The following is a 25,089-nucleotide window of genomic DNA, read 5'->3' on the forward strand; positions in this document are numbered from 1 at the left end:
CTAAACAGGGCCGGTAGCGGAGCCTGATGATGAAGCGAATGATCGCCCTCATGACGCTTGGCCTCGCTCTCGTCGCGACCATGGCGAGCGCGCAGGACATGATGCGTGACGTCGACCTCACGTCACCCGCGATGATCTCCGCGGAAATGAGCCGGCAGGAGGTCGATGCCATCCTGGCCAAAGCGAGCGCCGGGGCGCCGGCCGATTTCACCGGCAAGCGGTTGTCGGGGCTCGATCTCTCGGGTCTCGACCTTTCCACGGTGATTTTCCGTGCGGCACGACTCAACAAGACAAAACTCGCCGGTGCCCGTCTGGATCATGCGATCCTCGATCAGGCATGGCTGCTGGACGCTGATCTGGCGGGCGCGAGCCTGAAGGGCGCCAATCTGTTCGCCTCGCAGATGGCGCGCGCGCGTCTGGACGGCGCGGACCTGACCGGTGCTCGCATCGCTGCCGACCTCACCGGCGCAAGCCTGGTCGGCGCCTCGATCGCGGACGCGCATCTTGGCGCCGATATGCGCAACCAGTCGATGGGACTCATGCGCGCCGTGCTGCGATCCGCCAATCTGGAACGGCTGAACGCGCGCAACGCCGACCTGTCGCGCGTCGATCTTGAATTTGCCTCCCTCAAGGGAGCCGACCTGACCGGTGCGTCGCTCAAAAATGCTCAGCTCGGCGGCGCCGACCTGACCGGAGCTACCGTCACTGACGCCGATTTCGAGGGCGCTGATCTTACCTCAGCGAAGCTGATCGCGCCGATCGGCCTTGACCGCGCTCGGAATTTCGACAAGGCAAAGAACCGCGAGCGCCTGATCAGGGAATAAAGGCGCGCCTTTGGGAGGATCGGTTGATGCGTTGGTTTCTGGCTTTGATCGCCTTGTTGACGTTTGCCGGCGAAGCCGCCGCCCAGACCAAGGGCAAGGGCATAAGGCTCTGGAATCTGACGACGGAGACGATCTCCGGCTTCCAGCTCTCGCCCGCCGGCAAGACCGAGTGGGGACCGAACCAGTGCCTGAACGACAAGGACAAGGAGGTAGACCACGACGAGCGGCTGCGCATCACCGGCGTCGAACCCGGCCGCTACGACGCCAAGGTCAGCTATCCCAACGCGCGGCAGTGCGTCGTCCGCGACATCGAGATCAAGGCCGACGCGGTGTTCTCGATCGCCGACAAGGATCTGAAGGACTGCACGAAATAGGACGGCCGCGTCACGCCTTGTCGTTCGCGTGCGGATATTCGCAGCGCCACCGTACCGCCTGCCACTTCGGATGGTCGCCAACCCATTGCGCGATATAGGGTGGCGCCGCCATCGCGCATTGCCGCGGCGACCCCGCATAGTTGAACACCAGATGCTGTTCCTCGCAGGTCGCAGGCGACAGCACCGCACACACAGTCACCACCAGGTCGATCGGGTTCATGCCGGAATCCTCACGCAAGGGCGATCAAGGTTTAGCATGAAAGGCTACGTTTCGAGGAGCCGGAAGTTTCAATCCGCCGTGAGGGTTGGCCGGAACAGCCGATCTCTCTGCTGCGCGAGGTCCTAACATGCGAGGCTAGAACTTGAGCCCTTGACGCTTCCACATCGTCATGGCCGGGCTTGTCCCGGCCATCCACGCCTTGCTCCGCGGTACAGAGAACGTGGATGCCCGGGACAAGCTCGGGCATGACGACCCTGCATTAGAAATTAACGCCGAACACCAGCCGCGCCTGATGGCGCTCGAAATTGACGAGGTCGAGATTGGCGCCCGATCCGGCCGGGCGGCCCCAGGCCTGCATGCTCCAGCTCAGGGTGAGGCGCGAGCGCTCGGAGAGCTGGAAATAGGCGGTCGGGCCGACGAACAGGGCCTGGCCCGAGAATTCGCCGAGGCCGATGCCCTCGTATTGCCGGAAGTAGCGCAGCTCGCCGCCGAGCAACATGTTGGGCCGCACCCGCACGAGGCCGGCGAAGGCCGCGCCGATCGTGGAGCTTTTCTCCGACAGCCCCGCCACATCGAAGCGCGCCCATTCCGGCTGATAGATCAGGTTGAGGGCGCCGATGGCAAAGTTCGGGATCAGCTCGCGATCGAAGGCGAGCGTGAACTCGGTGCCGTACATCCGCCCCTTGGCGCCGCTGGTCTCGTCGATGCGATCGCCGTGGAGCTCGGCGGCAACGGTCAGGCCAAACGGCGCGCGCTCGCGGTCGAGCAAGCGATAGCGCAGGTCGAGCGAGGCGCCCTGGAAATTGAATTGACGGCGATCGTCGATATCGGGGACGCCGGTGATGTCGTGCAGGCTGGCGGTGGCGCCGAGCTCGATACGGAAGTTCGGGAGCGGCACCACCTCGATCTCGACCTCCTGCGCGAGGGCGCGATAGGTGCCGCCGCCCTTGCCGAACCGCCCCGTGGTCTGGCTCTGGAATTCGCGCTCGCCGGGATTTCCGACATCGGTGCCGATCATGAAGCCGAAGATGTGCTCGGTATCAAAGCCCTCCTCGGCGTGCACGCAGGCCGGTGCAAGCGCGAATGTGCAGGCAGCCATGATCCAGAAGGTTTGAGCTCTCGCACGCATCCCGAACACTACCACGGCTTCGACGGCGTTTGCCATCGAAGCCGCGGCAGGTTCGTCAGTCTTACTTGCGGGAAGCGCAGGCGTACATGTTGATTTCCATGCCGACCGGCACTTCCACGATCTTCGGAGCTTTCCAAGCCATCCGGGGTCTCCCAAGGTATTGAGCGCGACATCGCGCGAGGCAAAACCTAGGGCTGCGTCAGGCACAGCGCAAGTCTGGAATCGGAGCGCAAACACAGCGAACTGTCGCATATCGCTTGCGAATTTCCCTCTCGGGCAAACCGTCTTCGCTCCCAGTCAAGCGCGGCTGCTTTCACCGCAACAAGCGCAGCAGCGCGCGGCCGGCGCGCGAGTTCAACTCCTTCGCATCCAGCGTGCCGTCCTTGTCCGGATTCGCAGCGTTGAAGCGCTGCTCCACCACAGCGAGATATTCGTCGAGCGTGAGAGTCCCGTCGCGGTCGGGGTCGGCGGCGGCGAGCTCTTTCGCGGTCAGCCGTCCGCGCAATTCGCGCGCGTCCAGCGTCCCGTCGTGGTCGGGATCGAGCTTGGCGAACAGCGCCGTAGCCGCCTTCTTCACCTCGGCAAGGTCGAGCGTGCCGTCATTGTCGGTATCAAACATCTTGACGGCATCGCCGGAGGCCGACCAGGCCGGACCGGACAGCAATGCAACCGTGAGCGCAAGCGCAACAGAGCGGCGTGATATCATGAAAACCTCCCTCACCAAGAGCTCCGATTCGAGCCGGATCGAAACGACATAAGTCCACAAGCGAGGCCCGGTTCAAGTCTGGAATTGCAAGTATCGCGCCGCACAACTCGCGGAACCCGCCGGCCCGCGCGCGGCGGCCCCGCGCTGGCATTGCCTCATGCCGTGGAATTTTTTCAGCGCCTGCGCACAAGTGAGAGTCGGTCGTCAGGTTGCCGTAAGGTAACTGACATCTGCGTCCAACATACCGTCATGACGTTTACGACTTTCGTATTGACGCGTTTTGCATTCGGGCGGAGTGTTGCTGTCGCAGCGTCAAAAGGCGCGCATATTTGGAGGAACGGATGAAACGCTTTGCGATGGCCGCGAGCCTCGTCATGCTTGCATCAACGTATGCAAACGCCCAGACCACCGAGCAACTGGTCAAGGGTGCGACCGATACATCGAACGTTCTCAACTACGGGATGGGCTACAATCTCCAGCGCTTCTCGACCCTGAACCAGATCAACAAGGACACGGTGAAAAACCTCGTCCCGATCTGGAACTACTCCTTCAATGACGATCGCAGCGAGGAATCGCAGCCACTGGTGTACCAGGGCGTGATCTACGTGACCTCGCACAACGCGACCATGGCGGTCGACGCCAAGACCGGCAAGCAGATCTGGAAATCCAAGATCGAGTATCCCGCCGAGACGCCGCGCATCGTCTGCTGCGGCATCATCAACCGCGGCGCCGCGCTCTACGACGGCAAGGTGTTCCGCACCACCCTCGACGCCAACGTGATCGCGCTCGACGCCAAGGACGGCAAGGAGCTGTGGCGGCAGAAGGCGGCCGACATCAAGGAAGGCTATTCGATGACGGTGGCCCCGCTGGTCGCCGACGGCGTCGTCATCACCGGCATCTCCGGCGCCGAGTTCGGCACCCGCGGCTTCATCGACGGCTGGGATCCGGCGACGGGCAAGCATCTCTGGCGCACCCATTCGATCCCCTCTCCCGACGAGCCCGGTGGCGACACCTGGAAGGGCGATACCTGGAAGCTCGGCGGCGGCTCGACCTGGATCACCGGCTCCTACGATCCCGAGCTGAACACAGTCTATTGGGGCATCGGCAATCCCGGCCCGTTCAACTCGGCGGTGCGCCCCGGCGACAACCTCTACACCTGCTCCGTGCTGGCGATGGATCCCAAGACCGGCAAGATCAAGTGGCACTACCAGTTCTCGCCGAACAATCCGTTCGACTATGACAGCGTGGCCGAGATGGTCCTCGCCGACATGAACGTCGAGGGCAAGCCGACCAAAGTGCTGATGGATGCCAACCGCAACGGCTTCTTCTACGTGCTCGACCGCACCAACGGAAAGCTGCTCGCGGCCAATCCCTACGTGAAGGTGAACTGGGCGACCGGCGTCGACATGAAGACGGGCCGGCCGATCGAGACCGACGTTTCAAAGGACGCACGCGAGGGCAAGAAGGTGACGGTCTATCCGTCGATCCTCGGCGGCAAGAACTGGGAGCCGATGTCGTTCAATCCGCAAACCGGATTGGCCTACGCCAACACGCTCGCCTTCGGCGGCAAGTACAAGGCCGAACCGGTCACCTTCAAGCAGGGCGAATGGTATCTCGGCATGGACCTCACCGATCCCTGGGAATTCGGCGACGGCGCGCGGGGCCATCTGAAGGCGATCGATCCGATGACCGGCAAGGCCAAGTGGGAGGCGCCCGCCGACATCCCGCGCTTCTCCGGCGTGCTGTCGACCGCGGGCGGCGTCGTGTTCACGGGCGCGCTGACCGGCGAGTTCGAGGCCTTCGATGCCGACTCCGGCAAGAAGCTCTGGCAGTTCCAGACCGGCTCCGGCATCGAGGGACAACCGGTGACGTGGCAGCAGGATGGCGTGCAGTACATCGCCGTCACCAGCGGCTACGGCGGCGTCTACTCGCTGTTCTCCGGCGACGAGCGGCTCGCCAAGGTGCCGCCCGGCGGCTCGCTGTGGGTCTTTGCGGTCAAGCAATAGCCCCGGCAAGATGCTGAGAGAAGTGGCTTACAAGACGGCGGCGAAGATCGCCGCCGTCGCGGTGCTGACGGTCGCGCTTGCGGCGACCGCTCGTGCCGCGGATGACGCAACCGGCAATCCCGTGCAGGCGCAGATCGACCACGGCAAGTCGACCTATGCCGAGAAATGCTCGCACTGCCACGGCCCCAATCTGATGAACTCCGGCACCATCACGCCGGACCTCCGCGCCTTCCCCGACGACAAAACGCGCTTCGTCACCACCGTGAAGAACGGCAAGAACAACAAGATGCCGCCCTGGGGCGACATCCTCAGCGAGGACCAGATCGGGGAGCTCTGGGTCTTCATCTCGAGCCGGAGAAAGCCATGAGGCGCTGGCTCGCCGCCTGGAGCCTCGCCGCGGTCCTCGCGGCCAATGCTGCGCATGCGGCCGATGGTCCGTTGAGCGTCTGTCTCGACGAGGACCGGCCGCCGCTCTCGGTGCATCACAAGGGCAAGGCGGATTCCGGCTTCGATGTGCTGCTGGCGCAGGCGATCGCGGAGCGGATCGGACGACCGCTGAAGATCCAGTGGTTCGAGAGCAGGCTGGACGAGGATTCCAGCCCGCAGCTCGAGGCCAATGCGCTGCTCTCCGACGGACGCTGCTCGCTGGTCGGCGGCTATGCGCTGACGACGGATTCCCTCGTCAAGCCCGGCATGAAGACGGCGCGCCTGCCGGATTTCACCGGTGCCACGCGCGAGGACCGGCGGCGCCGCGTCGCGCTCGGCGTGCTCGCACCGAGCCAGCCTTACGTCTACTCGCCGATGACGGTGGTGCTCGGGCCGAAGGCGAAGGGGCGCAAGATCGCCGACATCGGCGATCTTGCCGGGCTCCGCCTCGCCATCGAGAGCGGCTCGCTCGGCGATGCGATCCTGATGACCTTCGACAAGGGACGCCTGATCGACGGCATTACGCATCTCGTTCCCGGCCGCGACGATCTCCTCGGCGCGCTCGCCAGCGGCGACTATGATGCGACACTGATCGACCTCGGCCGCTTCGATGCCCACCGCGCCGCGCATCCGGATACGGCGATCACCGCGTCCGGCTACTATTATCCGATCGGCGCCAATCGTGGTTATGTCGGGCTTGCCAGTGACCCTGCCCTGATCGACGCCGTCAACAAGGCACTGACCGAGCTCGCAGCTGAAGGCAAGATCGCCGAATTCGGCAGGCAGGCCGGCCTGACCTATTTGCCGCCGCGGGAGCCCGCGATCCTCGGCGATGTCTGGATGAAGATCATTCAGCGGTGATTCTGTTCGTCATTCCGGGGCGCCCGCAGGGCGAACCCGGAATCCATTTCTCCGCAGAGCATGCGGCCCCAATGGATTCCGGGCCTGCGCGCTTCGCGCGCTCCCGGAATGACGGCGGATGTGGCTGGCAGCGTCTCACTTCGTATAATGCGGCGGTTCATTCGGCCATTTGGTGAAGTCGTGAGCGCCTCCGCCACAGACCTGCGCGCCACCCTCTCCCGGGAAATCAAGACCGGCGAGCTGCTGCGCGCGCTGATCGTCGTCGGTCCGAACAAGCAGCGCCATGCCTTCCAATGCGCCAATCTGTCTCGCCTGCCGACCATGGCAGAGACGGCGTGATGCAGTAGCTTCGGTAAAAATCCGGGAGAGAATCATGTCCGCAAAACTCGATCGCCGCCACTTCGTCGCCGCCGGCACCACCGCACTCGCGATGCCCTTCCTCGCACGTGGCGCCTCGGCGCAAGGCACATCTCAAGGCACCTGGCCGTCGCGGCAGATTCGCATGATTTGCAGCTACCCGGCCGGCGGACAGACCGACCTGCTCGCGCGCGCCTACGGCGAATTCATCTCCAAGCAGGTCGGCAAGACCGTCGTGATCGAGAACAAGCCCGGCGCCGCCGGCGCGATCGGCACGGCCGAGGTTGCCCGCGCGGAGCCCGACGGCTACACTATCCTGTGCTCGATCTCGACCACCTACATCATGAACCGGGTGGTGATGAAGAATCCCGGCTACGACATGGACAAGGACCTGACGCTCGTCAGCGTCATTCCGGGCGCCGGCCTTTTGCTGGTCGCGAACCCCAAGACCGGCGTCAAGACGCTGGAAGATTTCGTCACGTTCGCGCGCAAGAGCGGCAAGGTGAACTTCGGCACCTACAGCGCGGGCTCGTCCCCGCACATGACGATCAACGAGCTCAACAAGCAATACGGCCTCAACATCGAGCCGGTCCATTACCGCGGCGAAGCCCCGATGTGGACCGGAATGCTGGAAGGCACGCTCGATGCCGCGATGGGCAGTTACACGGCCGCGCAATCGGTCCTGCAAAGCGACCGCGGCACCGTGTTCGCGGTGCATTCGAAGAAGGTCGACGCGATTCCGGCCATCAAGACCCTCCCCGAACAGGGCGCCACGTCGAAATTCTTCACCGTCAGCGGGTTCACCGGCTGGGCGGTGCCGAAGGCAACGCCGCAGCCGGTGGTCGACCGGCTGGCCGAGCTCTGCGTCGCCGCCAACAGCGATCCGAAGGTGAAGGAGGTGCTCGCGACCTTCGTGCTCGAACCCGCGATCGGCTTCAAGGAGACCAATGCGCTGTATCAGCGCGAGCTGCCGATCTGGATCGAGAGCGCGCGGTCGTTGGGCCTCGAGCCGGCTTGAACCTTTGGGCATGGCGCATCGGACACGCTTCCGCGGTGCGGCACGGCATCCGACCAAAGCCTAGGTCGATGTCGGCGACGGCCCCCACTATCATAGGTGGTGCCGGAGAACCTCGGGGTCCGAACGAGAAAGGCCGATCGCATGACGCCAGATGCCATCGCCATAGCCGCCATGATCATCCTGCTCTTTCCGATGGGCTATTTCACGCTGGCCTCGCCCGCCTTCCTGCTGGTGAAGCTCGACATCCGGCCCGTCGCCCTGCTGCTGCGTGGAATGTTCAATGCCCATTTCCTGGTCATGGGCGTTGCCGGAATCATCGGGACGGCGGCTTTCCTCCTCGCCGGACGGCTGCTCTTCGCCGCGGCGGTCGGCCTGCTTGCAGCTGTGGCGATTGGCGGGCGCCGCTGGTTCATGCAGCGGATGGACGACCAGCTCAGCGCGAGTGATGCGGGCGACACCGAGGCTCCGCGGCGGCTGCGCCGGCTGCACTGGAGCGGGATGCTGTGCAACGCGGTCCTGCTTGCCGCTCTGCTGGCCAGCATTCCCTACATTGCGACGACGGCATGAGCGCATTGGCCGCTCGCCGGGAGCTCCCCGGCGTGCGCCTAATGCTCGTTCGCGGCCGCGGCGCTCTGCTGCCCCTTGTGGATCGAGGACGGCACCACGCCGAAATATTTCCGGAACACGCGGCTGAAATGCGATGAGCTGGAAAAGCCCCAGGAGAATGCCACGTCGGTGATGGTCTTGCCGGCGTGGGCCTCGAGCTCCTGACGGCAGTTCTGAAGCCGCGCCTGCCAGATGTAATCGCTCACCGTGGTGCCGCGCTCGGAGAACAGCATGTGCAGATAGCGCTTGGAGCAGCCGAGCTCGGCGGAGATCTGGTCGATGCACAGATCCGGATCGCGCAGGTGCTCGCGGATGAAGAACTGCGCGCGCACATACATCGCCTCGGGCCCGACCCGATCGAACATCGTGTCGGCTTCGCGCAGCGGCAGCAGCAAAAGGTCGATCAGCGAATCGGCGACGCCGACCGCGCTATTCGCCGACAGCTTGGCCGCCTCGTCGAATGTCGCGTGGACGAAATCGTGGGCGATCCGCCCCGTGCCCGTCTTCGCCGACAATTTGCAGGCCGGCATCCGCTGCGACGGGAAGCCGCGGTCGCGCAGCAGTGCCTTCGGCACGATCACCACGTCGTGACGCGTGAAGGCGGGGCTGATGATCGAATGCGGGCAGGATACGTCATAGGCGATGATGTCGCCGGGATTGATTTCGATGTGACGGCCTTCCTGCTCGAAATAGGACACGCCGTAGGTCTGGAAGTGGATTTTTATGTACGGGTGTTCGTTGGCCTTGGCGCGCGCCAGCGTGTGCGCGATGCGATGCTGGCTGACCTCGATCTGACACAGCTTCAGGCGCGAGACGGTGGTGTAGTCGATGCGGCCCTCGAGCGAGGACGCCTCCAGCGGATCGACGTCGAAATGCCCACACAGACTGGTCAGCCCGTCGATCCAGCTCTGGATCTGGCGCTTCGGCGTCATTCCCGTCGTCGAAAGCGTGTGAATGGTGTCGGACATTAATCCAGCCACTGGTTTGATTCGGAAATTTCGACGCGAATCGCGACCAGCGCTTCCGGAGCCCTCAGCCGAGATTGCGTGACGTTTACCTCGAATTTGAGCGGTCTTCTGCAACGAGCGCCATCGTTTCATTGCCACCCTTGAAGGTTAATCCTCCGCCTTAGTTGCAGCGCCGTCAAGGGGAACCTGAGCGCAGAGCGCGGTCCCGAAGCGACGCGGAAGCCGCTGAATTCGCTACTGCAAAATCAAAATCTTCGCGTCCGTGCGCTGTGAAGCAAACCGGCTTCCCTCTTGGGCAAGTTTCCCGATGACGAAGTCGTTAGGGATTGCGGCAGGAACAACAAGAACGGGCCGCTCCTGCACGTGGACCCGTGGCTCTCATCAGGAGGAGGAAACACCGCACCATCGTTTCTGGTCCCAATCGTGACCGCCCTGCACGAGCAGACGCCGGACGAGAAGCCCGGTGATTGAGCAACGCTTCGGAAACAATAAACGATACCAACGGAGGAATAACTATGCGCAAGGTGCTACTGGCGACCTATCTTGGCTCCGCGGCGGCTCTCGCCGTCGGCAGCGCTTCAGCCAATGATGAGCTGATCAAGATGTCGCAGAACCCGAAGGACTGGGTGATGCCGGCGGGCGACTATGCCAATACCCGCTATTCCAAGCTGAACCAGATCAACGCACAAAACGTGGGCAAGCTCCAGGTCGCCTGGACCTTCTCGACCGGCGTGCTGCGCGGCCATGAAGGTGGCCCGCTGATCATTGGCAACATGATGTACGTCCATACGCCGTTCCCGAACAAGGTCTACGCTATTGACCTTTCCAACGAGAACAAGATCGTCTGGAAGTACGAGCCGAAGCAGGACCCGAACGTCATCCCGGTGATGTGCTGCGATACGGTCAACCGCGGCCTGTCCTATGGCGACGGCAAGATCATCCTGCATCAGGCCGACACCAACCTCGTCGCGCTCGACGCCAAGACGGGCCAGGTGGCCTGGTCGGCGACGAACGGCGATCCGAGCAAGGGCCAGACCGGCACCTCGGCGGCGCTGGTCGTCAAGGACAAGGTCCTGGTCGGCATCTCCGGCGGCGAATTCGGCGTGCAGTGCCACGTCACCGCCTACGATCTCAAGAGCGGCAAGCAGGTCTGGCGCGCCTTCTCCGAAGGTCCGGACGACCAGATCAAAGTCGATCCGGCCAAGACGACGTCGCTCGGCAAGCCCGTCGGCGCCGACTCCTCGCTGAAGACCTGGCAGGGCGACCAATGGAAGATCGGCGGCGGCTGCACGTGGGGCTGGATGTCCTACGATCCCGCTCTGAACCTCGTCTATTACGGGTCGGGCAATCCTTCGACCTGGAATCCGAAGCAGCGTCCGGGCGACAACAAGTGGTCGATGACCATCTTCGCGCGCGACGCGGACACCGGCATGGCCAAATGGGTCTACCAGATGACGCCCCACGACGAGTGGGACTATGACGGCGTCAACGAGATGATCCTCTCGGATCAGCAGATCAATGGCCAGGCGCGCAAGCTCCTGACGCATTTCGACCGCAACGGCCTTGGCTACACCATGGACCGTGAAAGCGGCGAACTGCTGGTTGCCGAAAAGTACGATCCGAAGGTGAACTGGACCTCCGGCGTCGACATGGACAAGAACTCGCCGACCTATGGCCGTCCGAAGGTGCTCGACGCAGCTTCGACCGACAAGGCGGGCGAGGACCACAACGTGAAGGGCATCTGCCCGGCCGCGCTCGGCACCAAGGACGAGCAGCCGGCAGCCTACTCGCCGGACACGCAGCTGTTCTACGTTCCGACCAACCACGTCTGCATGGACTACGAGCCGTTCAAGGTGAGCTACACCGCGGGCCAGCCCTATGTGGGTGCGACGCTCTCGATGTATCCGCCGCAGGGTGAAAGCCACATGGGCAACTTCATCGCCTGGGACGGCAAGACCGGCAAGATCGTCTGGTCGAACAAGGAGCAGTTCTCGGTCTGGTCGGGTGCGCTCGCAACCGCCGGCGGCGTGGTGTTCTACGGCACGCTCGAAGGCTACCTGAAGGCGGTCGACGCCAAGTCCGGCAAGGAGCTCTACAAGTTCAAGACTCCGTCCGGCATCATCGGCAACGTCACGACCTATGAGAACGGCGGCAAGCAGTACGTCGCAGTGCTCTCGGGCGTCGGCGGATGGGCCGGCATCGGTCTCGCCGCAGGCCTGACCGATCCGACCGCCGGTCTCGGCGCAGTCGGTGGCTACGCGGCCCTCAGCAACTACACGGCACTCGGCGGTACGCTGACCGTGTTCTCGCTGCCGGCGAACTAGCCCTACCTTCGTGTCGCTCCGGCGCGTGGATCAACTCCACGCGCCGGCTCGTCTCCACCGAACGCCTTCGAGGATAATCTCTTGCGTAAAATCTGCTTTGTCATTGCTGCGATCATCTTCGTGACTTCGGGGGGAATAGCCGTTGCGGACGGTCCGGGCGACCCGACCGCCGTCAAGAAGGAAGACGACGGAAAGTGGCTCGATAAGGAAGGAAACCCGACCTACAAGATTTCGGCCGACGGCACCGTGGACTGGTTCACCTATTCCGGATATCGCCGCTATCACTCCGACTGCCACGTCTGCCATGGCCCCGACGGCATGGGATCCACCTACGCACCGGCATTGAAGGATTCGGTCAAGACCATGAGCTATGGCGACTTCCTCGGCGTCGTCGCCTCCGGTCGCAAGAACATCTCGACCGCGCAGGAGAACGTCATGCCAGCCTTCGGCGACAACCCCAACGTCGCCTGCTACATGGACGATCTCTACGTCTATCTGCGCGCCCGCTCCAACGAGGCGTGGGGCCGGCAGCGTCCCTCCAAGAAGGAGGAGAAGAACGAGACCTACACCAAGGCGGAAGACGCCTGCATGGGCAAGAAATGAACGTTACCAGGACCGATACCAGCTCTTGGCGTCCTGCGAGAATTTGAGGAGTTTACGATGAAGACACGTGCCGCCGTTGCTTTCGAAGCCAAGAAACCACTCGATATCGTCGAAGTCGATCTGGAAGGACCGAAGGCCGGCGAAGTCCTGGTCGAGATCAAGGCGACGGGCATCTGCCATACCGACGCCTACACGCTCGACGGCTTCGACAGCGAAGGAATCTTCCCGTCCATCCTCGGCCATGAGGGCGCCGGAATCATCCGCGAGATCGGCCCCGGCGTGACCTCGGTCAAGCCGGGCGACCACGTCATCCCGCTGTACACGCCGGAATGCCGGCAGTGCAAAAGCTGCCTGAGCCAGAAGACCAATCTCTGCACCGCGATCCGCGCGACGCAGGGCAAGGGCGTGATGCCCGACGGCACCAGCCGCTTCTCCTACAAGGGCAAGCCGATCTACCACTACATGGGCTGCTCGACCTTCTCGAACTTCACCGTGCTGCCCGAGATCGCCGTCGCCAAGATCCGCGAAGACGCGCCGTTCGACAAGAGCTGCTACATCGGCTGCGGCGTCACCACCGGCGTCGGCGCGGTCGTCAACACCGCCAAGGTCGAGCCGGGCGCCAACGTGGTGGTGTTCGGCCTCGGCGGCATCGGACTGAACGTCATCCAGGGCGCCAAGATGGCCGGCGCCGACAAGATCATCGGCGTCGACGTCAATGATTCCAAGGAGGAATGGGGCCGCCGGTTCGGCATGACCCACTTCGTCAACCCGAAGAAGATCACCGGCGACATCGTTCCGCATCTCGTCAACCTCACCGACGGCGGCGCCGACTACACCTTCGACTGCACCGGCAACACCACCGTGATGCGCCAGGCGCTGGAAGCCTGCCATCGCGGCTGGGGCACCTCGATCATCATCGGCGTCGCCGAAGCCGGCAAGGAGATCGCCACCCGCCCGTTCCAGCTCGTCACCGGCCGCAATTGGCGCGGCACGGCTTTCGGCGGCGCGCGCGGCCGCACCGACGTGCCGAAGATCGTCGACTGGTACATGAACGGAAAGATCCAGATCGATCCGATGATCACCCACGTGCTCAAGCTCGAAGAGATCAACAAGGGCTTTGACCTCATGCATGAGGGCAAATCCATCCGTTCCGTCGTCGTCTACTAGCTCACTGCCATCACCCCAAGGAGGATCGTCCCATGACTATTGCACTCCACCCATCGATCGACAACGGCCTCAAACAGGGCAGCGGCAGCTTCGCCGGCGGCACGCTCGCCTGCAAATGCAAGGACCATCAGGTCAAGGTCGGCATCAAGGGCGACGTCGCCCACAACCACGCCTGTGGCTGCACCAAGTGCTGGAAGCCGCAGGGCGCGACATTCTCCGTCGTCGCGGTGGTGCCGCGCCAGAACGTCACCGTGCTCGAGAACGGCGACAAGCTCGAGATCGTCGATGCCTCCGCGGTGATCCAGCGCCACGCCTGCAAGGCCTGCGGCACGCACATGTACGGCCGCATCGAGAACAAGAACCATCCGTTCTACGGCCTCGACTTCATCCATCCCGAACTGTTCCAGGAGCAGGGCTCGCAGGCGCCGCAATTCGCCGCCTTCGTCTCCTCGGTGATCGAATCCGGCGTGAAGCCGGAGCAGATGGCCGGCATCCGTTCGCGGCTGAAGGAAATCGGGCTCGAGCCTTATGACTGCTTGTCGCCGGCGCTGATGGACGCGATCGCGACCCACGTGGCGAAAGCCAAAGCAGCCTGACGAAGGCGACCTGAACGAGGCGGCCCGAGCAGGGCCGCCGGACCCACGCCACGTCCGCTCGCTGGTTCAGACCAGCACCAGCGAGCCGGACGGAGGTGGCTTCCCACGATCGCGACGAGGCCGCCGCTTCTGCACTCTGCGTCTACGAGGGCCACGCTCCCTCAGTCCTGGTCTCTGAATGACTGCGCAGCGCCGCCCGCTTTCCGATTGAAGTCGGCGGCACCTGCGTTTCTCCCTCCCTCGACTGAGGCATCCTGCTTCGTCCGTACAGTCTTTCTGGCGGACGAAGCTTTTTTGCTGCGGCCTGCTTTGCAATTGCGCAATGCGCGCGGCGCGATGCCGCGCCCTGCTTTTGACAAATCACAGATGCAACCTCTTCACGCCGAGAACAACCGGCTGTGAATGCCGGACCGGCGCGATCCCTGCTACGATCGCGCCGTGACGATGCCGCGCGAAGTTCAATCAAATAAGAACAAAACGGGAGGTATCGAACACATCCAGACATCGCCATTGGCGTTCCTGCCTCCCTCCGGGATTTGCCCGCGCGGGATGACGGCGGAACGCGGCAACGACGCACGAACCGCCGCCGGCGCATGCCGGCGCATTTAATTCATGCTTATGAAGAGCGAGGGACGATCATGATCAAGGTGAAGATCAACGGCCAGGAACAGAGCTGGGACGGCGACCCGAATCTCCCGCTACTCTGGTTCCTGCGCGACGAGGCCGGGCTGACAGGCACCAAGTTCGGCTGTGGCCAGGCCTTGTGCGGCGCCTGCACCGTCATCGTCGACAAGGAGGCGGTGCGCTCCTGCGTCACGTCGATCAACGACGTCGCCGGCCGCGAGGTCACGACGATCGAGGGATTGCATCCGAACGGCGATCACCCGGTTCAAAAAGCCTGGCGCCAGGTCAACGTGCCCCAATGCGGCTTCTGCCAGGCCGGCCAGATCATGCAGGCCGCGGCGCTCCTGATGGACAACCCGAAACCCTCGCACGACCAGATCCGCGAGGCGATGTCCGGCAACATCTGCCGCTGCGGCTGCTACCAGCGCATCGAGAACGCGGTCCATCTCGCATCGACGGGAGTGTGACATGAATTTCATCGACAATCCCCGGAAGCTTCACAGCTTCGAAAAGAACATCCGTGTCGAGAAGGTCTCGCGCCGCAGCATCCTGAAGGGGCTCGGCGTCACCGGCGGCTTCGTGCTTGCCGCGCCCGTGATGTCCCGCCAGGCATTTGCCTATGAGACCGGCGCCGGAAAAATGCCGCATGGCGTCGTGGTCGATCCGCGCGTGTTCGTCGCGGTCGCGCCCGACGGCATCGTCAGCATCGTCGCCCACCGCTCCGAGATGGGCACCGGCGTGCGCACCAGCCTGCCGCTGATCGTGGCCGAGGAGATGGAGGCCGACTGGTCCAGGGTCAAGGTGCAGCAGGCCCATGGCGACGAGGTCAAGTTCGGCAACCAGGACACCGACGGCTCGCGCAGCACGCGGCATTACCTCATCCCGATGCGCCAGATCGGCGCCGCCGCCCGCACCATGCTGGAACAGGCCGCCGCCAAGCGCTGGGGCGTTCCGGCAACGGAGGTCAAGGCGGTCAATCACGAGGTCGTCCATAGCGGCAGCGGGCGCAAGCTCGGCTTCGGCGAACTCGCGGCCGACGCCGCCAAGGAATCGGTGCCGAGCGTCGAAGGCCTCAAGCTGAAGGACCCCAAGGACTTCCGCTATCTGACCAAGGGCCAGATCGGCATCGTCGATCTTCACGACATCACCACTGGCAAGGCGCGCTACGGTGCGGACGTGCGCCTTCCCGGCATGAAATATGCCGTGATCGCGCGCCCGCCGGTGACCGGCGGCAAGCTCGCCTCGTTCGATCCGAACGAGGCGTTGAAGGTGCCCGGCGTCGAGAAGGTGATGCAGGTGCGCGGCTGGCCGTGGCCGTCGAAGTTCCAGCCGCTCGGCGGCGTCGCGGTGATCGCGCGCAATACCGGCGCGGCGATCAAGGGCCGCGATGCGCTGAAACTGGTCTGGGACGACGGCGCCAACGGCAAATACGACTCCGTCGCCTACCGCAAGGAGCTCGAGGAGGCCTCGCGCAAGCCCGGCCTCGTCGTGCGCAAGGAGGGCGATGCGGACGCCGCCCTGAAGGGCGCCGACAAGGTGATCGTCGGCGAGTACTACGTCCCGCATCTCGCCCATGTCGCCATGGAACCGCCGGTGGCGGTCGCCGACGTCAAGGGCGACAAGGCCGAGATCTGGGCGCCGGTGCAGAGCCCGGGCGGCACCCGCGAGGACGTCGCCAAGACGCTCGGCATTCCGGAAGCGAACGTCACCGTCAACGTCACCCTGCTCGGCGGCGGTTTCGGCCGCAAGTCGAAATGCGACTATGCGCTCGAAGCCGCGCTGCTGTCGAAGGAGCTGGGCGCGCCGGTGAAGGTGCAGTGGACGCGGGAGGACGACATCCACAACGGCTTCCTGCACACCGTCTCGGTCGAGCGGATCGAGGCCGGCCTCGACAAGAGCGGCAAGGTGATCGCCTGGCGCCACCGCAGCGTGGCGCCCAGCATCGCCTCGACCTTTGCGGCCGGCACGGTGCATCAGGCGCCCTTCGAGCTCGGCATGGGCCTCGTCGACATGCCGTTCGAGATCGCCAACATCTCCTGCGAGAACCCGGAGGCTGCGGCGTTCACCCGCATCGGCTGGTTCCGCTCGGTCTCGAACATCCCGCGCGCCTTCGCGGTGCAGTCGATGGTCGGCGAGATCGCGAACGCGACCGGCCGCGACCAGAAGGAGACGCTGCTCGCGCTGATCGGCAGCCCGCGGATCGTCAAGCCCGCGGTGAAGGACATGTGGAACTACGGCGAGCCGCAGGACAGCTACCCGATCGACACCGCGCGCCTGCGCAAGGTGGTCGAGCTGGTGGCCGAGAAGGGCGAATGGGGCCGTCAGGTGCCGAAGGGCCACGGTCTCGGCATCGCAGTACACCGCAGCTTCGTCAGCTACATCGCGACCATCGTCGAGGTGGCCGTCGACGACAAGGGCAAGCTGACGGTGCCGCGTGTCGACACCGCGATCGACTGCGGCACCTACGTCAACCCCGAGCGCATCGCCTCGCAGATCGAGGGCGCGGCGATCATGGGTCTCAGCCTCGCCAAATATGGCGAGATCACCTTCAAGGACGGCAAGGTGCAGCAGAAGAACTTTGACGACTTCCAGGTCGTCAGGATCGACGAGTCTCCCATGGTGACCAACGTCCACATCGTGCCGCCCGCGCCGGGCACGCCGCCGAGCGGCGTCGGCGAGCCCGGCGTTCCGCCGTTCGCGCCGGCGCTGATGAATGCCATCTTCGCCGCGACCGGAAAACGCATCCGGAGCTTGCCGATCGGCAAGCAGTTGGAGGCGTAAGGAACGCACGCGGCCTCGCGCCGTCTCCATCAACCGATGTGCCCTCTCCCCCTGTGGGAGAGGGCAGCGACGCCGGTTGCTACGATCTCGCTCGGGTGAGGGGTTTGTCTCCGCGGATAGAGACCCCTCATCCGGCGCTTCGCGCCACCTTCTCCCACACAAGGGGAGAAGGGAAGACAGCACTCTCGACACACACACAAAATGCGGCGGACGTTTCCGTCCGCCGCATTCGCCACCCCCCTTGCTGCTCCGCCTCTTTCGATCCGCCCGCGGAGCTATTTCTTCAGCGCGAACACCCAGATCACGCCGCCCTGCGGCACATTGGCCTCGATGCCGATGTTGTTGGTCACCAGCGCATCCTGGATCCGCTGCGCGTCCACACCCCATCCCGACTGGATCGCGATGTATTGCGTGCCGTCGATCTCATACGACACCGGCATGCCCATGATGCCGGAGTTGGTCTTCTGCTCCCACAACAGCTCGCCGGTCTTGGCGTTGAAGGCGCGGAAGTTGCGGTCGTTGGTGCCGCCGGCAAAGATGAGATCGCCCGCGGTCGCCGTCACCGAGCCGAACAGCTGCGACTTCGGGAAGTTGTGCTGCCACACCTTCTTGCCGGTGACGGGATCCCAGGCCTGGAGCTCGCCAAAATGATCCGCGCCCGGCTTGGTCTTCAGCCCGATGTCTTCCGGCTTGGTGCCGAGCCAGAGCTCGCCCGGCTTGAGTGCGACCTTCTCGCCGGTGAATCCGCCGCAGAAATTCTCGTTGGCGGGCACGTAAACCAGGCCCGTCTTCTGGCTGTAGGCCGCCGACGGCCAGTCCTTGCCGCCCCATAGAGAGGGACAGAACTCCACGCGCTTGCCAATCACCGGCTTGTGCGCGGGATCGACGATTGGCTTGCCGGTTTCGGCATCGATGCCCTTCCAGACGTCGGTGGAGACGAACGGCCAGCCTGCCACGTAGTTGATCTTGGTCGGCGTGCGCTCGAGCACCCAGAAGATCGCATCGCGCCCCGGATGGACCAGGCTCTTGATGCTGCGGCCATCGCGTTGCAGGTCGATCAGCATCGGCGCTTCGACCTCGTCCCAGTCCCAGGAGTCGTTCTGGTGGTACTGGTGATAGGTCTTGATCTTGCCGTTGTTCGGATCGAGCGCGAGCACCGACGAGGTGTAGAGATTGTCGCCGGGATGGGTCTCGCCCGGCCACGGCGCCGCGTTGCCGACGCCCCAATAGATCGTCTTGGTGTCCTTGTCGTAATTGCCGGTCATCCAGGCCGAGCCGCCGCCGTTCTTCCAGTCATCGCCCTGCCAGGTGTCGTGACCGGGCTCGCCTTCGCCGGGAATGGTGTAGGTCCGCCACAGCTCCTTGCCGTCCTTGGCGTCATAGGCGGCGACATAGCCGCGCACGCCGAACTCGCCGCCGGAGCCGCCGACGATGACCTTGCCGTCGACGATCAGCGGCATCAGGGTCATGTACTGGCCCTTCTTGTAGTCCTGCACCTTGGTGTCCCACACCACCTTGCCGGTCTTGGCGTCGAGCGCGACGACATGATCGTCGGTGGTGGCGAGATAGAGCTTGTCCTCCCACAGGCCGACGCCGCGGCTGGTCGGATGCAGCTGGAACAGATCGTCGGGGAGCTGCCGCTTGTAGCGCCAGTACTCGTCGCCGGTTTTCGCGTTCAGCGCGATCACCTGCCCCATCGGGGTCGCCACGAACATCACGCCATTGTTGATGATCGGCGGCGCCTCGTGGCCTTCGACGACGCCTGTTGCAAACGTCCAGACCGGCGTGAGACCCTTTACGTTCGAGGTGTTGATCTGGTCGAGCGGGCTGTAGCCCTGCCCGTCATAAGTGCGCCGATAGAGCATCCAGTTGCTCGGTTCCGGATTCTCCAGGCGCTGCGCGGTGACCGGCGAATAATTCTCGATCGGGCCGGCACCGGCGGCGGTCGAGGCAAGACAGGTGAAGGCGACGAAGCCGGACAGAAACCATTGCTTCCTGGTCATGGACGTTCCCCTTTTTCATCCGTTTGAATTCTTGTGTTGAATTCTTTTCGTTCGTCCCGTCGTCCGCCCGTCGGCGGATGCGGCCTCTCGTGACGCGGGCACAACCCGCGACCGTCCATCATCCTGGCTGCGCGCCACCTACCTTTCCGATGAAGTTTCCGGCGACGCTGAGCGAACCTTCAGCGAACGCCAGTGGCAGCGCCGCGAGCCGTCGCGGTGCCGGCCCGAACACGACCTGCGCGCCCGCGCGAGGATCGTATTCGGAGTTGTGGCACATGCACTTGAGCACCTCCTTGTCGCCGACGTCGCTCTTCACCCAGGCGGTGACGGGACAACCGGCATGGGCGCATATCGCCGAATAGGCGATGATGCCGTCGACGGCGCGCGCGCGGGTCTGCTCGTCGAGCTCGGCGGGATCGAGCCGGATGACCAGGATCTCGTTGAGCCGCGAGGCGCTGCGCACGACCGAGGTCTTGGGATCCTTCGGCCAGGCATGCACCGGCGGCCCGCCGGCCTGCAGGTCGGCCGCCGTGATCAGCTTTCCCTCCTGGTCACCTTCGGAGAAGACGAGCACATCGCCCTTCTGCGGTCGTTCGTCGGAGCCGGGCGGATCCTCGCCTGCGCGCGCCGATGCGGAACAGCCGAGGCAGGCGGTGGTGGCGAGCGCACCCAGCAGCAGCGTTCGCCGCGTCTGCTCTGCGCCCGCGTCAACTTCAGGTTCCGCAGGGTTCTCGGAAGATGAGGAATTGATGTTGAACGATGCGCGCGACATGCCCGCTAGCAGGCGCTGGAACTCTGCCGAAAAAAAGGCGAAGAATTGGCGCCGCAGTGCATCAATATGGCTCTGCTCGCTTTGATTGAACGAGAGTGAACGCGTTCAAACGTATTTTTACCAGTTCTACGTCGCACCACGCGAGCGGCATGATGATTTTGCAGATCAGACCGATGATGTTGGAATTGGTGCAACGCGCCATCGCGCGATGTGAGCTGCACGTTTCTCAGGCAGGCATTTGTGTTTCACGATCTGAGCACGTGACGCGGCGAAGCGATGCGGCCTGCGACGGTTGCCGACGCCATTTCAAAACTGTCGGCGATGCGCCGTGCCTTGTCGATGAAGAGCGCAGCCGCCGCGGGCGGACAGACGTCGCGCGCGGTCTGTTCGAACAGATCGAGCCAGCGGTCGAAATGATCACCGACAAGGCCGAGCGGCAGATGCGCACGCATCGGCGAGCCATGATAGCGGCCGCTCATCAGCACGACTGACGACCAGAAGTCTCCGAGCTTGGCGAGATGCTCGTCCCAATTCTGCACGACCGCGAACACCGGCCCCAGCAGCGCGTCCTCGCGCACGCGGCCGTAAAAGCGGGTGACGAGTTCCGCGATCATCTCTTCGGTGATCCCGGTGCGCTCGATCGCATCCTGGGTCAGCAGGTTCCGGCGCGCGGCTGCCGCCTCACGCTCGGCCTTCAGTCGATCCGACATTGTCCTTTGTTATCCGTTCCGTTGTTCCCGCGGGCCGCCCGTTCGACATTGTCGGGCCAATTGCGCGCGGCGTCTTTGTCGCAGCGCAAATTGCGGGACGGGCGGCGAGGCTCGAAGGCCCCGCCGCCTACGCCTGTCATCAGGCGCCGTAAGTGTAGAAACCCTGCCCGGTCTTGCGGCCGAGATGGCCGGCATCGACCATTTCCTTCAGCAAGGGGGCCGGACGGTATTTGGGGTCGTTGAAACCTTTGTAAAAGACCTCCATCACCGACAACATGGTGTCGAGCCCGACGAGATCGGCGAGCGCCAGCGGCCCGATCGGATGGTTGCAGCCGAGCTTCATCCCGGCGTCGATCTCTTCCGCCGTCGCGATCCCCTCCTGGAGGGCGAAGATCGCCTCGTTGATCATCGGGCAGAGGATGCGGTTGACCGCGAAGCCCGGACTGTTCTTGGCCGTGATCGCCACCTTGCCGACGCGCTGGGCGAAATCGAGCGCCTTGGCGTGGGTGTCGTCGGAGGTCTGCAGGCCGCGGATGAGCTCGAGCAGCGCCATCACCGGCACAGGATTGAAGAAGTGCATGCCGATGAAGCGGTCGGGGCGATCGGTTGCGGCGGCAAGTTTCGTGATCGAGATCGACGAGGTATTGGTTGCAACGAGCGTGCGCGGCGACAGCGTCGCACAGAGGTCCTTCAGGATCTTGACCTTGAGCTCCTCGTTCTCGGTGGCGGCCTCGATCACCAGGTCGCAATCGGCCAGCTTCGCCCGATCGGTGGTGCCGGTGATGCGCTTGAGCGTCGCCTCGCGGTCGGCCGCCGACATCTTCTCCTTCTTGACCAGGCGCTCGAGGCTGCCGCCGACGGTCGAAAGCCCGCGGTTCACCGCCGCATCGGAAATGTCGACCATCACGACCGAGAGCCCGGCCGCTGCGCAGATTTGCGCGATGCCGTTCCCCATGGTCCCTGCCCCGATGATGCCAACGGTTTGGATCATTGCGTCACATCCTTCTCATCCTTGCGGGCGTGCCGGTAGCGGCGCGGCCCCATTGTTCCTGCATCAGGGTCTAGCACCGCCGCGGGGGAGGCGCGACCTGATCCTGCCCCTTCCTTAAAGCATCCATCGCGGGAATAAAGCCGCAAAAGGGCATGATTTGGAGGCCTCGGGCCCGTTTGGCCCGCGCCATGCGGCGCATGCGCCCGTCCAGGCTGCGGTCAGGACCGGATCGATCAGCGGAGGCAACCTGCGGCGTCAGTCGCCTCATCCGAGACGGAGCACCTTGCCCGGATTCATGATGTTCTTGGGGTCGAGCGCCCGCTTGATCGTGCGCATGATGTCGAGCTCGGTCCTGGAACGATAGTGTTGGAGCTCGTCGAGCTTCTCGATGCCGATGCCGTGCTCGGCCGAGATCGAGCCGGCCATGGACGTGATCAGGTCGTTGACGACCCGCGTGATCGCCGCAGAGCACTGGTTGAGCGTCTCGCGATCCATGCCCTTCGGGCCCATGAAGGAGAAGTGCACATTGCCGTCGCCGATGTGCCCGAGCGGATAGGGGCGGATCGTCGGCAGGATCTCGAGCACGGCCTTGAGACCCCTGTCGATGAACTCGGGAATCCGCGAGATTGCGACCGACACGTCGTAGCTGAGGCCCGGCCCCTCGGCGCGCGATGCCTCGGCCACACTCTCGCGAATGCGCCACATGTTGCGCGACTGCGCTTCGGTTTGCGCGATCACCGCATCGAGCACCCGGCCCGCCTCGAGCTGATCGGCCAAGAACTGCTCCATCCGGTCCGGCATGCCCGTGCCGCCGTCCTGCCGCGGCCGGGCCGACGACCATTCGAGAAGGAGATACCATTCGGTCTCGGCCTTGAGAGGGTCCTGGGTGCCGGGAATATGGCGCAGCACCATGTCGGTGCAGGCGCGGCTCATGAGCTCGCAGGAGCCGACATTGTCGTCGGACGCGGCATGCGCCTCCGACAGGAGCTCGATCGCCGCCCTGGGATCGCGGATCGCGAGCCATGCCGTGCACACGTCCTTCGGCGCGGGCCAGAGCTTCAGCACCGCCTTGGTGATGATGCCGAGCGTCCCCTCGGCACCCATGAACAGATGCTTGAGGTCATAGCCGGTGTTGTCCTTCTTGAGTGCGCGCAGCCCGTCCCAGACATCGCCGTTGGCCAGCACGACCTCGAGACCCAGCACCAGATTTCGCGCATTGCCGTAACGCAGCACCTGCACGCCGCCGGCGTTGGTGGAGAGATTACCGCCGATCATGCACGAGCCCTGGGCACCGAGGCTGAGCGGAAAGAAGCGGTCGTGGCGCGCGGCCGTGTCCTGGAGCGTCTGGAGGATGCAGCCCGCCTCCACCGTCATGGCGTAGCCGACGGGATCGACATTCAGCACATGGTTCATGCGACCGAGCGACAGCACGATGCCGCGGTGCGCCGGCCACGGCGTGGCACCACCCATCAGGCCGGTGTTGCCGCCCTGCGGCACGATGGCAATGCCGTTGTCGTAGCAGAGCTTGACGACAGCGGAGACTTCCGCGGTATTGGCCGGACGCACGACCGCCGCGGCCTGCCCTGTCAGCTCGCCGCGCCAATCGGTCACGAACGGGCGCTTGTCCTGCTCGTCCAGGATCAGGCCCTTGTCGCCCACGATGGCTCGCAAGCGGTCGAGAATGGCTGGCGTCACGGGCGCAGTCGGAATGGAGGGAGCGGTGAGAAGGGCTGCGCCCGGCATGTGTTCCTCGCTTTGCGGCTCTTCTGCGCAGCCTGGGGCGCGCCGGCCTTCGTTGTCGTTCTCAATTCTGGACGTTTGCGCGATGAGCCTAGCACGAAGGTAACGCTCGCGGGAACGTCCCCGGCTGCGACGCTTGCGCAAACCTGCCTCGGCTGCTGAACGGGAAGCGCACTTCCGTCGACGCCCGGCGTGCCTTACTGTGCCAAGATCAACCTGGATTGGAGATCATGAGCCGCTTCTGGAGTCCCGTCGTCCACACGCTGTCGCCCTACGTCCCGGGCGAGCAGCCCAAGCAGGATGGCGTCGTCAAGCTCAATACCAACGAGAATCCCTATCCGCCCTCGCCGCGCGTGCTGGCGGCGATCGCGTCGGCTGGGGAGCGGCTGCGCCTTTATCCAGATCCGCGCGCCACGCGCCTGCGCGAGGCGATCGCGGCGTATTGCGATGTTGCGGCCGAGCAGGTGTTCGTCGGCAACGGCTCCGACGAGGTTCTGGCCCACACCTTCCCGGCCCTTCTGAAGCACGACAGGCCGCTTCTGTTTCCCGACGTCACCTACAGCTTCTACCCGGTCTATTGCCGCCTCTATGGCGTCGCTCACGAGGAGGTGCCGCTCGATGCCGCGATGCGGATCGAGATCGCCGACTACAGGCGGCCGTCGAGCGCCATTCTTCTCTGCAATCCGAACGCGCCCACCGGCATCGCCCTTCCGCGCGACGCGGTCGCGGCACTGCTCGCCGAAAACCCGGACCGGCTGGTGGTGGTGGACGAGGCCTATGTCGATTTCGGCGCCGAGAGCGCCGTGCCGCTCGTTGCGCACCACGACAATCTGCTCGTCATCCAGACCTTCTCGAAGTCGCGCGCGCTCGCAGGCTTGCGGGTCGGATTTGCCATCGGCCAGCGGCCGCTGATCGAGGCGCTGGAGCGCGTGAAGGACAGCTTCAACTCCTATCCCGTCGATTGCCTCGCCATCGCCGGCGCCGTCGCTGCGATCGAGGACGAGGCATGGTTCCTCGAGAGCCGCACCCGCATCATCGCGAGCCGCGACGTGCTCACGCGCGATCTCGCGCAACTCGGCTTCGAGGTGCTGCCGTCGCTTGCGAACTTCGTGTTCGCGCGTCATCGGCGCCGGAGCGGTGCCGATCTCGCGGCCGTCCTTCGCCAACGCGGCGTGCTGGTCCGCCATTTCAAGAAGCCGCGCATCGAGGACTTCCTGCGCATCACGGTCGGAACGGATGAGCAGTGCGGCCGGCTGATTGAAGTGCTGCGCGAGTTGATCTAG

25 protein-coding genes are annotated in these 25,089 nt (G+C 64.3%); 15 read left to right on the top strand and 10 right to left on the bottom strand.

Features of this window, described 5'->3' with window-relative positions:
• Window positions 1–26: 26 nt before the first annotated feature.
• Together AAFG50_RS30915 and AAFG50_RS30920 are read left to right on the top strand one after the other, a co-directional pair.
• Entirely contained in the window at window positions 27–824 is a 798-nt protein-coding gene (locus tag AAFG50_RS30915) for a pentapeptide repeat-containing protein (protein WP_074076721.1), read from the top strand.
• Window positions 825–850: 26 nt separating this feature from the next.
• Window positions 851–1,198 (top strand): hypothetical protein, encoded by a 348-nt coding sequence (locus AAFG50_RS30920; protein WP_074076720.1) that lies wholly within the window; start codon window positions 851–853, stop codon window positions 1,196–1,198.
• Between the two features lie 10 nt (window positions 1,199–1,208).
• Here the strand turns inward: AAFG50_RS30920 and AAFG50_RS30925 are convergent, their stop codons facing one another.
• The 4 genes from AAFG50_RS30925 to AAFG50_RS30940 form a co-directional block, all read right to left on the bottom strand.
• Window positions 1,209–1,418, bottom strand: a complete 210-nt coding sequence (locus AAFG50_RS30925; protein ID WP_011088944.1) for a hypothetical protein — start codon at window positions 1,416–1,418, stop codon at window positions 1,209–1,211.
• Between the two features lie 259 nt (window positions 1,419–1,677).
• Window positions 1,678–2,583: a hypothetical protein gene (locus tag AAFG50_RS30930; RefSeq protein ID WP_028174365.1), complete on the bottom strand. Its 906-nt coding sequence runs from the start codon at window positions 2,581–2,583 to the stop codon at window positions 1,678–1,680.
• A gap of 25 nt (window positions 2,584–2,608) precedes the next feature.
• Window positions 2,609–2,689 (bottom strand): pyrroloquinoline quinone precursor peptide PqqA, encoded by an 81-nt coding sequence (gene pqqA, locus AAFG50_RS30935; protein ID WP_008562446.1) that lies wholly within the window; start codon window positions 2,687–2,689, stop codon window positions 2,609–2,611.
• A 171-nt stretch (window positions 2,690–2,860) separates the two neighbouring features.
• The gene (locus tag AAFG50_RS30940) at window positions 2,861–3,253 is read right to left on the bottom strand and encodes a calcium-binding protein (protein WP_028174364.1); all 393 of its coding nucleotides are present in this window, start codon (window positions 3,251–3,253) and stop codon (window positions 2,861–2,863) included.
• A 341-nt stretch (window positions 3,254–3,594) separates the two neighbouring features.
• Between AAFG50_RS30940 and AAFG50_RS30945 the strand changes: the two genes are divergently transcribed.
• The 6 genes from AAFG50_RS30945 to AAFG50_RS30970 all read left to right on the top strand — a co-directional run bounded on the left by AAFG50_RS30945 (window position 3,595) and on the right by AAFG50_RS30970 (window position 8,488).
• Complete coding sequence (locus tag AAFG50_RS30945; protein WP_028174363.1) at window positions 3,595–5,259, top strand: methanol/ethanol family PQQ-dependent dehydrogenase; 1,665 nt, start codon at window positions 3,595–3,597, stop codon at window positions 5,257–5,259.
• A gap of 10 nt (window positions 5,260–5,269) precedes the next feature.
• On the top strand, window positions 5,270–5,626 hold the full coding sequence (locus AAFG50_RS30950) for a cytochrome c (protein ID WP_028174362.1): 357 nt from the start codon (window positions 5,270–5,272) through the stop codon (window positions 5,624–5,626).
• Window positions 5,623–6,546 carry a transporter substrate-binding domain-containing protein gene (locus AAFG50_RS30955; RefSeq protein ID WP_028174361.1) on the top strand — a complete coding sequence of 308 codons (924 nt, stop codon included), beginning with the start codon at window positions 5,623–5,625 and terminating at the stop codon, window positions 6,544–6,546. Before AAFG50_RS30950 ends, AAFG50_RS30955 begins: the two co-directional genes overlap by 4 nt.
• Before the next feature lie 180 nt (window positions 6,547–6,726).
• Entirely contained in the window at window positions 6,727–6,885 is a 159-nt protein-coding gene (locus tag AAFG50_RS30960) for a hypothetical protein (RefSeq protein WP_231166554.1), read from the top strand.
• Window positions 6,886–6,919: 34 nt separating this feature from the next.
• A complete protein-coding gene (locus tag AAFG50_RS30965; RefSeq protein WP_028174360.1) occupies window positions 6,920–7,921 on the top strand; it encodes a tripartite tricarboxylate transporter substrate binding protein in 1,002 nt (333 codons plus the stop codon).
• Window positions 7,922–8,062: 141 nt separating this feature from the next.
• Window positions 8,063–8,488 (top strand): hypothetical protein, encoded by a 426-nt coding sequence (locus tag AAFG50_RS30970; protein ID WP_028174359.1) that lies wholly within the window; start codon window positions 8,063–8,065, stop codon window positions 8,486–8,488.
• Between the two features lie 38 nt (window positions 8,489–8,526).
• Here AAFG50_RS30970 and AAFG50_RS30975 read toward each other — a convergent pair whose 3' ends face one another.
• Window positions 8,527–9,495: a helix-turn-helix domain-containing protein gene (locus AAFG50_RS30975; protein ID WP_028174358.1), complete on the bottom strand. Its 969-nt coding sequence runs from the start codon at window positions 9,493–9,495 to the stop codon at window positions 8,527–8,529.
• 515 nt (window positions 9,496–10,010) lie between these two features.
• Between AAFG50_RS30975 and xoxF5 the strand changes: the two genes are divergently transcribed.
• From xoxF5 to AAFG50_RS31005, 6 genes are all read left to right on the top strand, one after another.
• Window positions 10,011–11,819, top strand: coding sequence for a lanthanide-dependent methanol dehydrogenase XoxF5 (gene xoxF5 / locus AAFG50_RS30980; protein ID WP_011088953.1), 1,809 nt, complete (start codon window positions 10,011–10,013; stop codon window positions 11,817–11,819).
• A 111-nt stretch (window positions 11,820–11,930) separates the two neighbouring features.
• A complete protein-coding gene (locus tag AAFG50_RS30985; protein ID WP_038966766.1) occupies window positions 11,931–12,422 on the top strand; it encodes a c-type cytochrome, methanol metabolism-related in 492 nt (163 codons plus the stop codon).
• Between the two features lie 57 nt (window positions 12,423–12,479).
• Window positions 12,480–13,589, top strand: coding sequence for an S-(hydroxymethyl)glutathione dehydrogenase/class III alcohol dehydrogenase (locus tag AAFG50_RS30990; RefSeq protein ID WP_028174357.1), 1,110 nt, complete (start codon window positions 12,480–12,482; stop codon window positions 13,587–13,589).
• Window positions 13,590–13,621: 32 nt separating this feature from the next.
• Complete coding sequence (gene gfa, locus AAFG50_RS30995; RefSeq protein WP_011088956.1) at window positions 13,622–14,185, top strand: S-(hydroxymethyl)glutathione synthase; 564 nt, start codon at window positions 13,622–13,624, stop codon at window positions 14,183–14,185.
• 638 nt (window positions 14,186–14,823) lie between these two features.
• Window positions 14,824–15,276 (top strand): (2Fe-2S)-binding protein, encoded by a 453-nt coding sequence (locus AAFG50_RS31000; protein WP_011088958.1) that lies wholly within the window; start codon window positions 14,824–14,826, stop codon window positions 15,274–15,276.
• A 1-nt stretch (window position 15,277) separates the two neighbouring features.
• A complete protein-coding gene (locus AAFG50_RS31005) occupies window positions 15,278–17,590 on the top strand; it encodes a molybdopterin cofactor-binding domain-containing protein (RefSeq protein WP_028174356.1) in 2,313 nt (770 codons plus the stop codon).
• A 275-nt stretch (window positions 17,591–17,865) separates the two neighbouring features.
• On the opposite strand, the gene AAFG50_RS31010 is transcribed toward AAFG50_RS31005, so the two are convergent.
• The 5 genes from AAFG50_RS31010 to AAFG50_RS31030 form a co-directional block, all read right to left on the bottom strand.
• Window positions 17,866–19,593, bottom strand: a complete 1,728-nt coding sequence (locus AAFG50_RS31010; protein ID WP_028174355.1) for a methanol/ethanol family PQQ-dependent dehydrogenase — start codon at window positions 19,591–19,593, stop codon at window positions 17,866–17,868.
• 118 nt (window positions 19,594–19,711) lie between these two features.
• Window positions 19,712–20,365 carry a Rieske (2Fe-2S) protein gene (locus AAFG50_RS31015; protein WP_011088961.1) on the bottom strand — a complete coding sequence of 218 codons (654 nt, stop codon included), beginning with the start codon at window positions 20,363–20,365 and terminating at the stop codon, window positions 19,712–19,714.
• Between the two features lie 245 nt (window positions 20,366–20,610).
• Complete coding sequence (locus tag AAFG50_RS31020) at window positions 20,611–21,075, bottom strand: group III truncated hemoglobin (RefSeq protein WP_011088962.1); 465 nt, start codon at window positions 21,073–21,075, stop codon at window positions 20,611–20,613.
• Between the two features lie 139 nt (window positions 21,076–21,214).
• Window positions 21,215–22,066, bottom strand: a complete 852-nt coding sequence (locus AAFG50_RS31025) for a 3-hydroxybutyryl-CoA dehydrogenase (RefSeq protein ID WP_011088963.1) — start codon at window positions 22,064–22,066, stop codon at window positions 21,215–21,217.
• Window positions 22,067–22,330: 264 nt separating this feature from the next.
• The gene (locus AAFG50_RS31030) at window positions 22,331–23,809 is read right to left on the bottom strand and encodes an FAD-binding oxidoreductase (protein ID WP_028174353.1); all 1,479 of its coding nucleotides are present in this window, start codon (window positions 23,807–23,809) and stop codon (window positions 22,331–22,333) included.
• A gap of 227 nt (window positions 23,810–24,036) precedes the next feature.
• On the opposite strand from AAFG50_RS31030, the gene hisC reads away from it, so the two are divergent.
• The gene (gene hisC / locus AAFG50_RS31035; RefSeq protein WP_028174352.1) at window positions 24,037–25,089 is read left to right on the top strand and encodes a histidinol-phosphate transaminase; all 1,053 of its coding nucleotides are present in this window, start codon (window positions 24,037–24,039) and stop codon (window positions 25,087–25,089) included.

The sequence above is a fragment of the Bradyrhizobium sp. B039 genome (genome assembly GCF_038965675.1).
GTDB classification, from domain to species: domain Bacteria; phylum Pseudomonadota; class Alphaproteobacteria; order Rhizobiales; family Xanthobacteraceae; genus Bradyrhizobium; species Bradyrhizobium diazoefficiens.

Excerpts from the sequence above, each read along its gene's own strand:
- AAFG50_RS30915 (WP_074076721.1), top strand. The coding sequence starts at position 27 with ATGATGAAGCGAATGATCGCCCTCATGACGCTTGGCCTCGCTCTCGTC.
- AAFG50_RS30920 (WP_074076720.1), top strand. The coding sequence starts at position 851 with ATGCGTTGGTTTCTGGCTTTGATCGCCTTGTTGACGTTTGCCGGCGAA.
- AAFG50_RS30925 (WP_011088944.1), bottom strand. The coding sequence starts at position 1,418 with ATGAACCCGATCGACCTGGTGGTGACTGTGTGTGCGGTGCTGTCGCCT.
- AAFG50_RS30930 (WP_028174365.1), bottom strand. The coding sequence starts at position 2,583 with ATGGCAAACGCCGTCGAAGCCGTGGTAGTGTTCGGGATGCGTGCGAGA.
- pqqA (WP_008562446.1), bottom strand. The coding sequence starts at position 2,689 with ATGGCTTGGAAAGCTCCGAAGATCGTGGAAGTGCCGGTCGGCATGGAA.
- AAFG50_RS30940 (WP_028174364.1), bottom strand. The coding sequence starts at position 3,253 with ATGATATCACGCCGCTCTGTTGCGCTTGCGCTCACGGTTGCATTGCTG.
- AAFG50_RS30945 (WP_028174363.1), top strand. The coding sequence starts at position 3,595 with ATGAAACGCTTTGCGATGGCCGCGAGCCTCGTCATGCTTGCATCAACG.
- AAFG50_RS30950 (WP_028174362.1), top strand. The coding sequence starts at position 5,270 with ATGCTGAGAGAAGTGGCTTACAAGACGGCGGCGAAGATCGCCGCCGTC.
- AAFG50_RS30955 (WP_028174361.1), top strand. The coding sequence starts at position 5,623 with ATGAGGCGCTGGCTCGCCGCCTGGAGCCTCGCCGCGGTCCTCGCGGCC.
- AAFG50_RS30965 (WP_028174360.1), top strand. The coding sequence starts at position 6,920 with ATGTCCGCAAAACTCGATCGCCGCCACTTCGTCGCCGCCGGCACCACC.
- AAFG50_RS30970 (WP_028174359.1), top strand. The coding sequence starts at position 8,063 with ATGACGCCAGATGCCATCGCCATAGCCGCCATGATCATCCTGCTCTTT.
- AAFG50_RS30975 (WP_028174358.1), bottom strand. The coding sequence starts at position 9,495 with ATGTCCGACACCATTCACACGCTTTCGACGACGGGAATGACGCCGAAG.
- xoxF5 (WP_011088953.1), top strand. The coding sequence starts at position 10,011 with ATGCGCAAGGTGCTACTGGCGACCTATCTTGGCTCCGCGGCGGCTCTC.
- AAFG50_RS30990 (WP_028174357.1), top strand. The coding sequence starts at position 12,480 with ATGAAGACACGTGCCGCCGTTGCTTTCGAAGCCAAGAAACCACTCGAT.
- gfa (WP_011088956.1), top strand. The coding sequence starts at position 13,622 with ATGACTATTGCACTCCACCCATCGATCGACAACGGCCTCAAACAGGGC.
- AAFG50_RS31000 (WP_011088958.1), top strand. The coding sequence starts at position 14,824 with ATGATCAAGGTGAAGATCAACGGCCAGGAACAGAGCTGGGACGGCGAC.
- AAFG50_RS31005 (WP_028174356.1), top strand. The coding sequence starts at position 15,278 with ATGAATTTCATCGACAATCCCCGGAAGCTTCACAGCTTCGAAAAGAAC.
- AAFG50_RS31010 (WP_028174355.1), bottom strand. The coding sequence starts at position 19,593 with ATGACCAGGAAGCAATGGTTTCTGTCCGGCTTCGTCGCCTTCACCTGT.
- AAFG50_RS31015 (WP_011088961.1), bottom strand. The coding sequence starts at position 20,365 with ATGTCGCGCGCATCGTTCAACATCAATTCCTCATCTTCCGAGAACCCT.
- AAFG50_RS31020 (WP_011088962.1), bottom strand. The coding sequence starts at position 21,075 with ATGTCGGATCGACTGAAGGCCGAGCGTGAGGCGGCAGCCGCGCGCCGG.
- AAFG50_RS31025 (WP_011088963.1), bottom strand. The coding sequence starts at position 22,066 with ATGATCCAAACCGTTGGCATCATCGGGGCAGGGACCATGGGGAACGGC.
- AAFG50_RS31030 (WP_028174353.1), bottom strand. The coding sequence starts at position 23,809 with ATGCCGGGCGCAGCCCTTCTCACCGCTCCCTCCATTCCGACTGCGCCC.
- hisC (WP_028174352.1), top strand. The coding sequence starts at position 24,037 with ATGAGCCGCTTCTGGAGTCCCGTCGTCCACACGCTGTCGCCCTACGTC.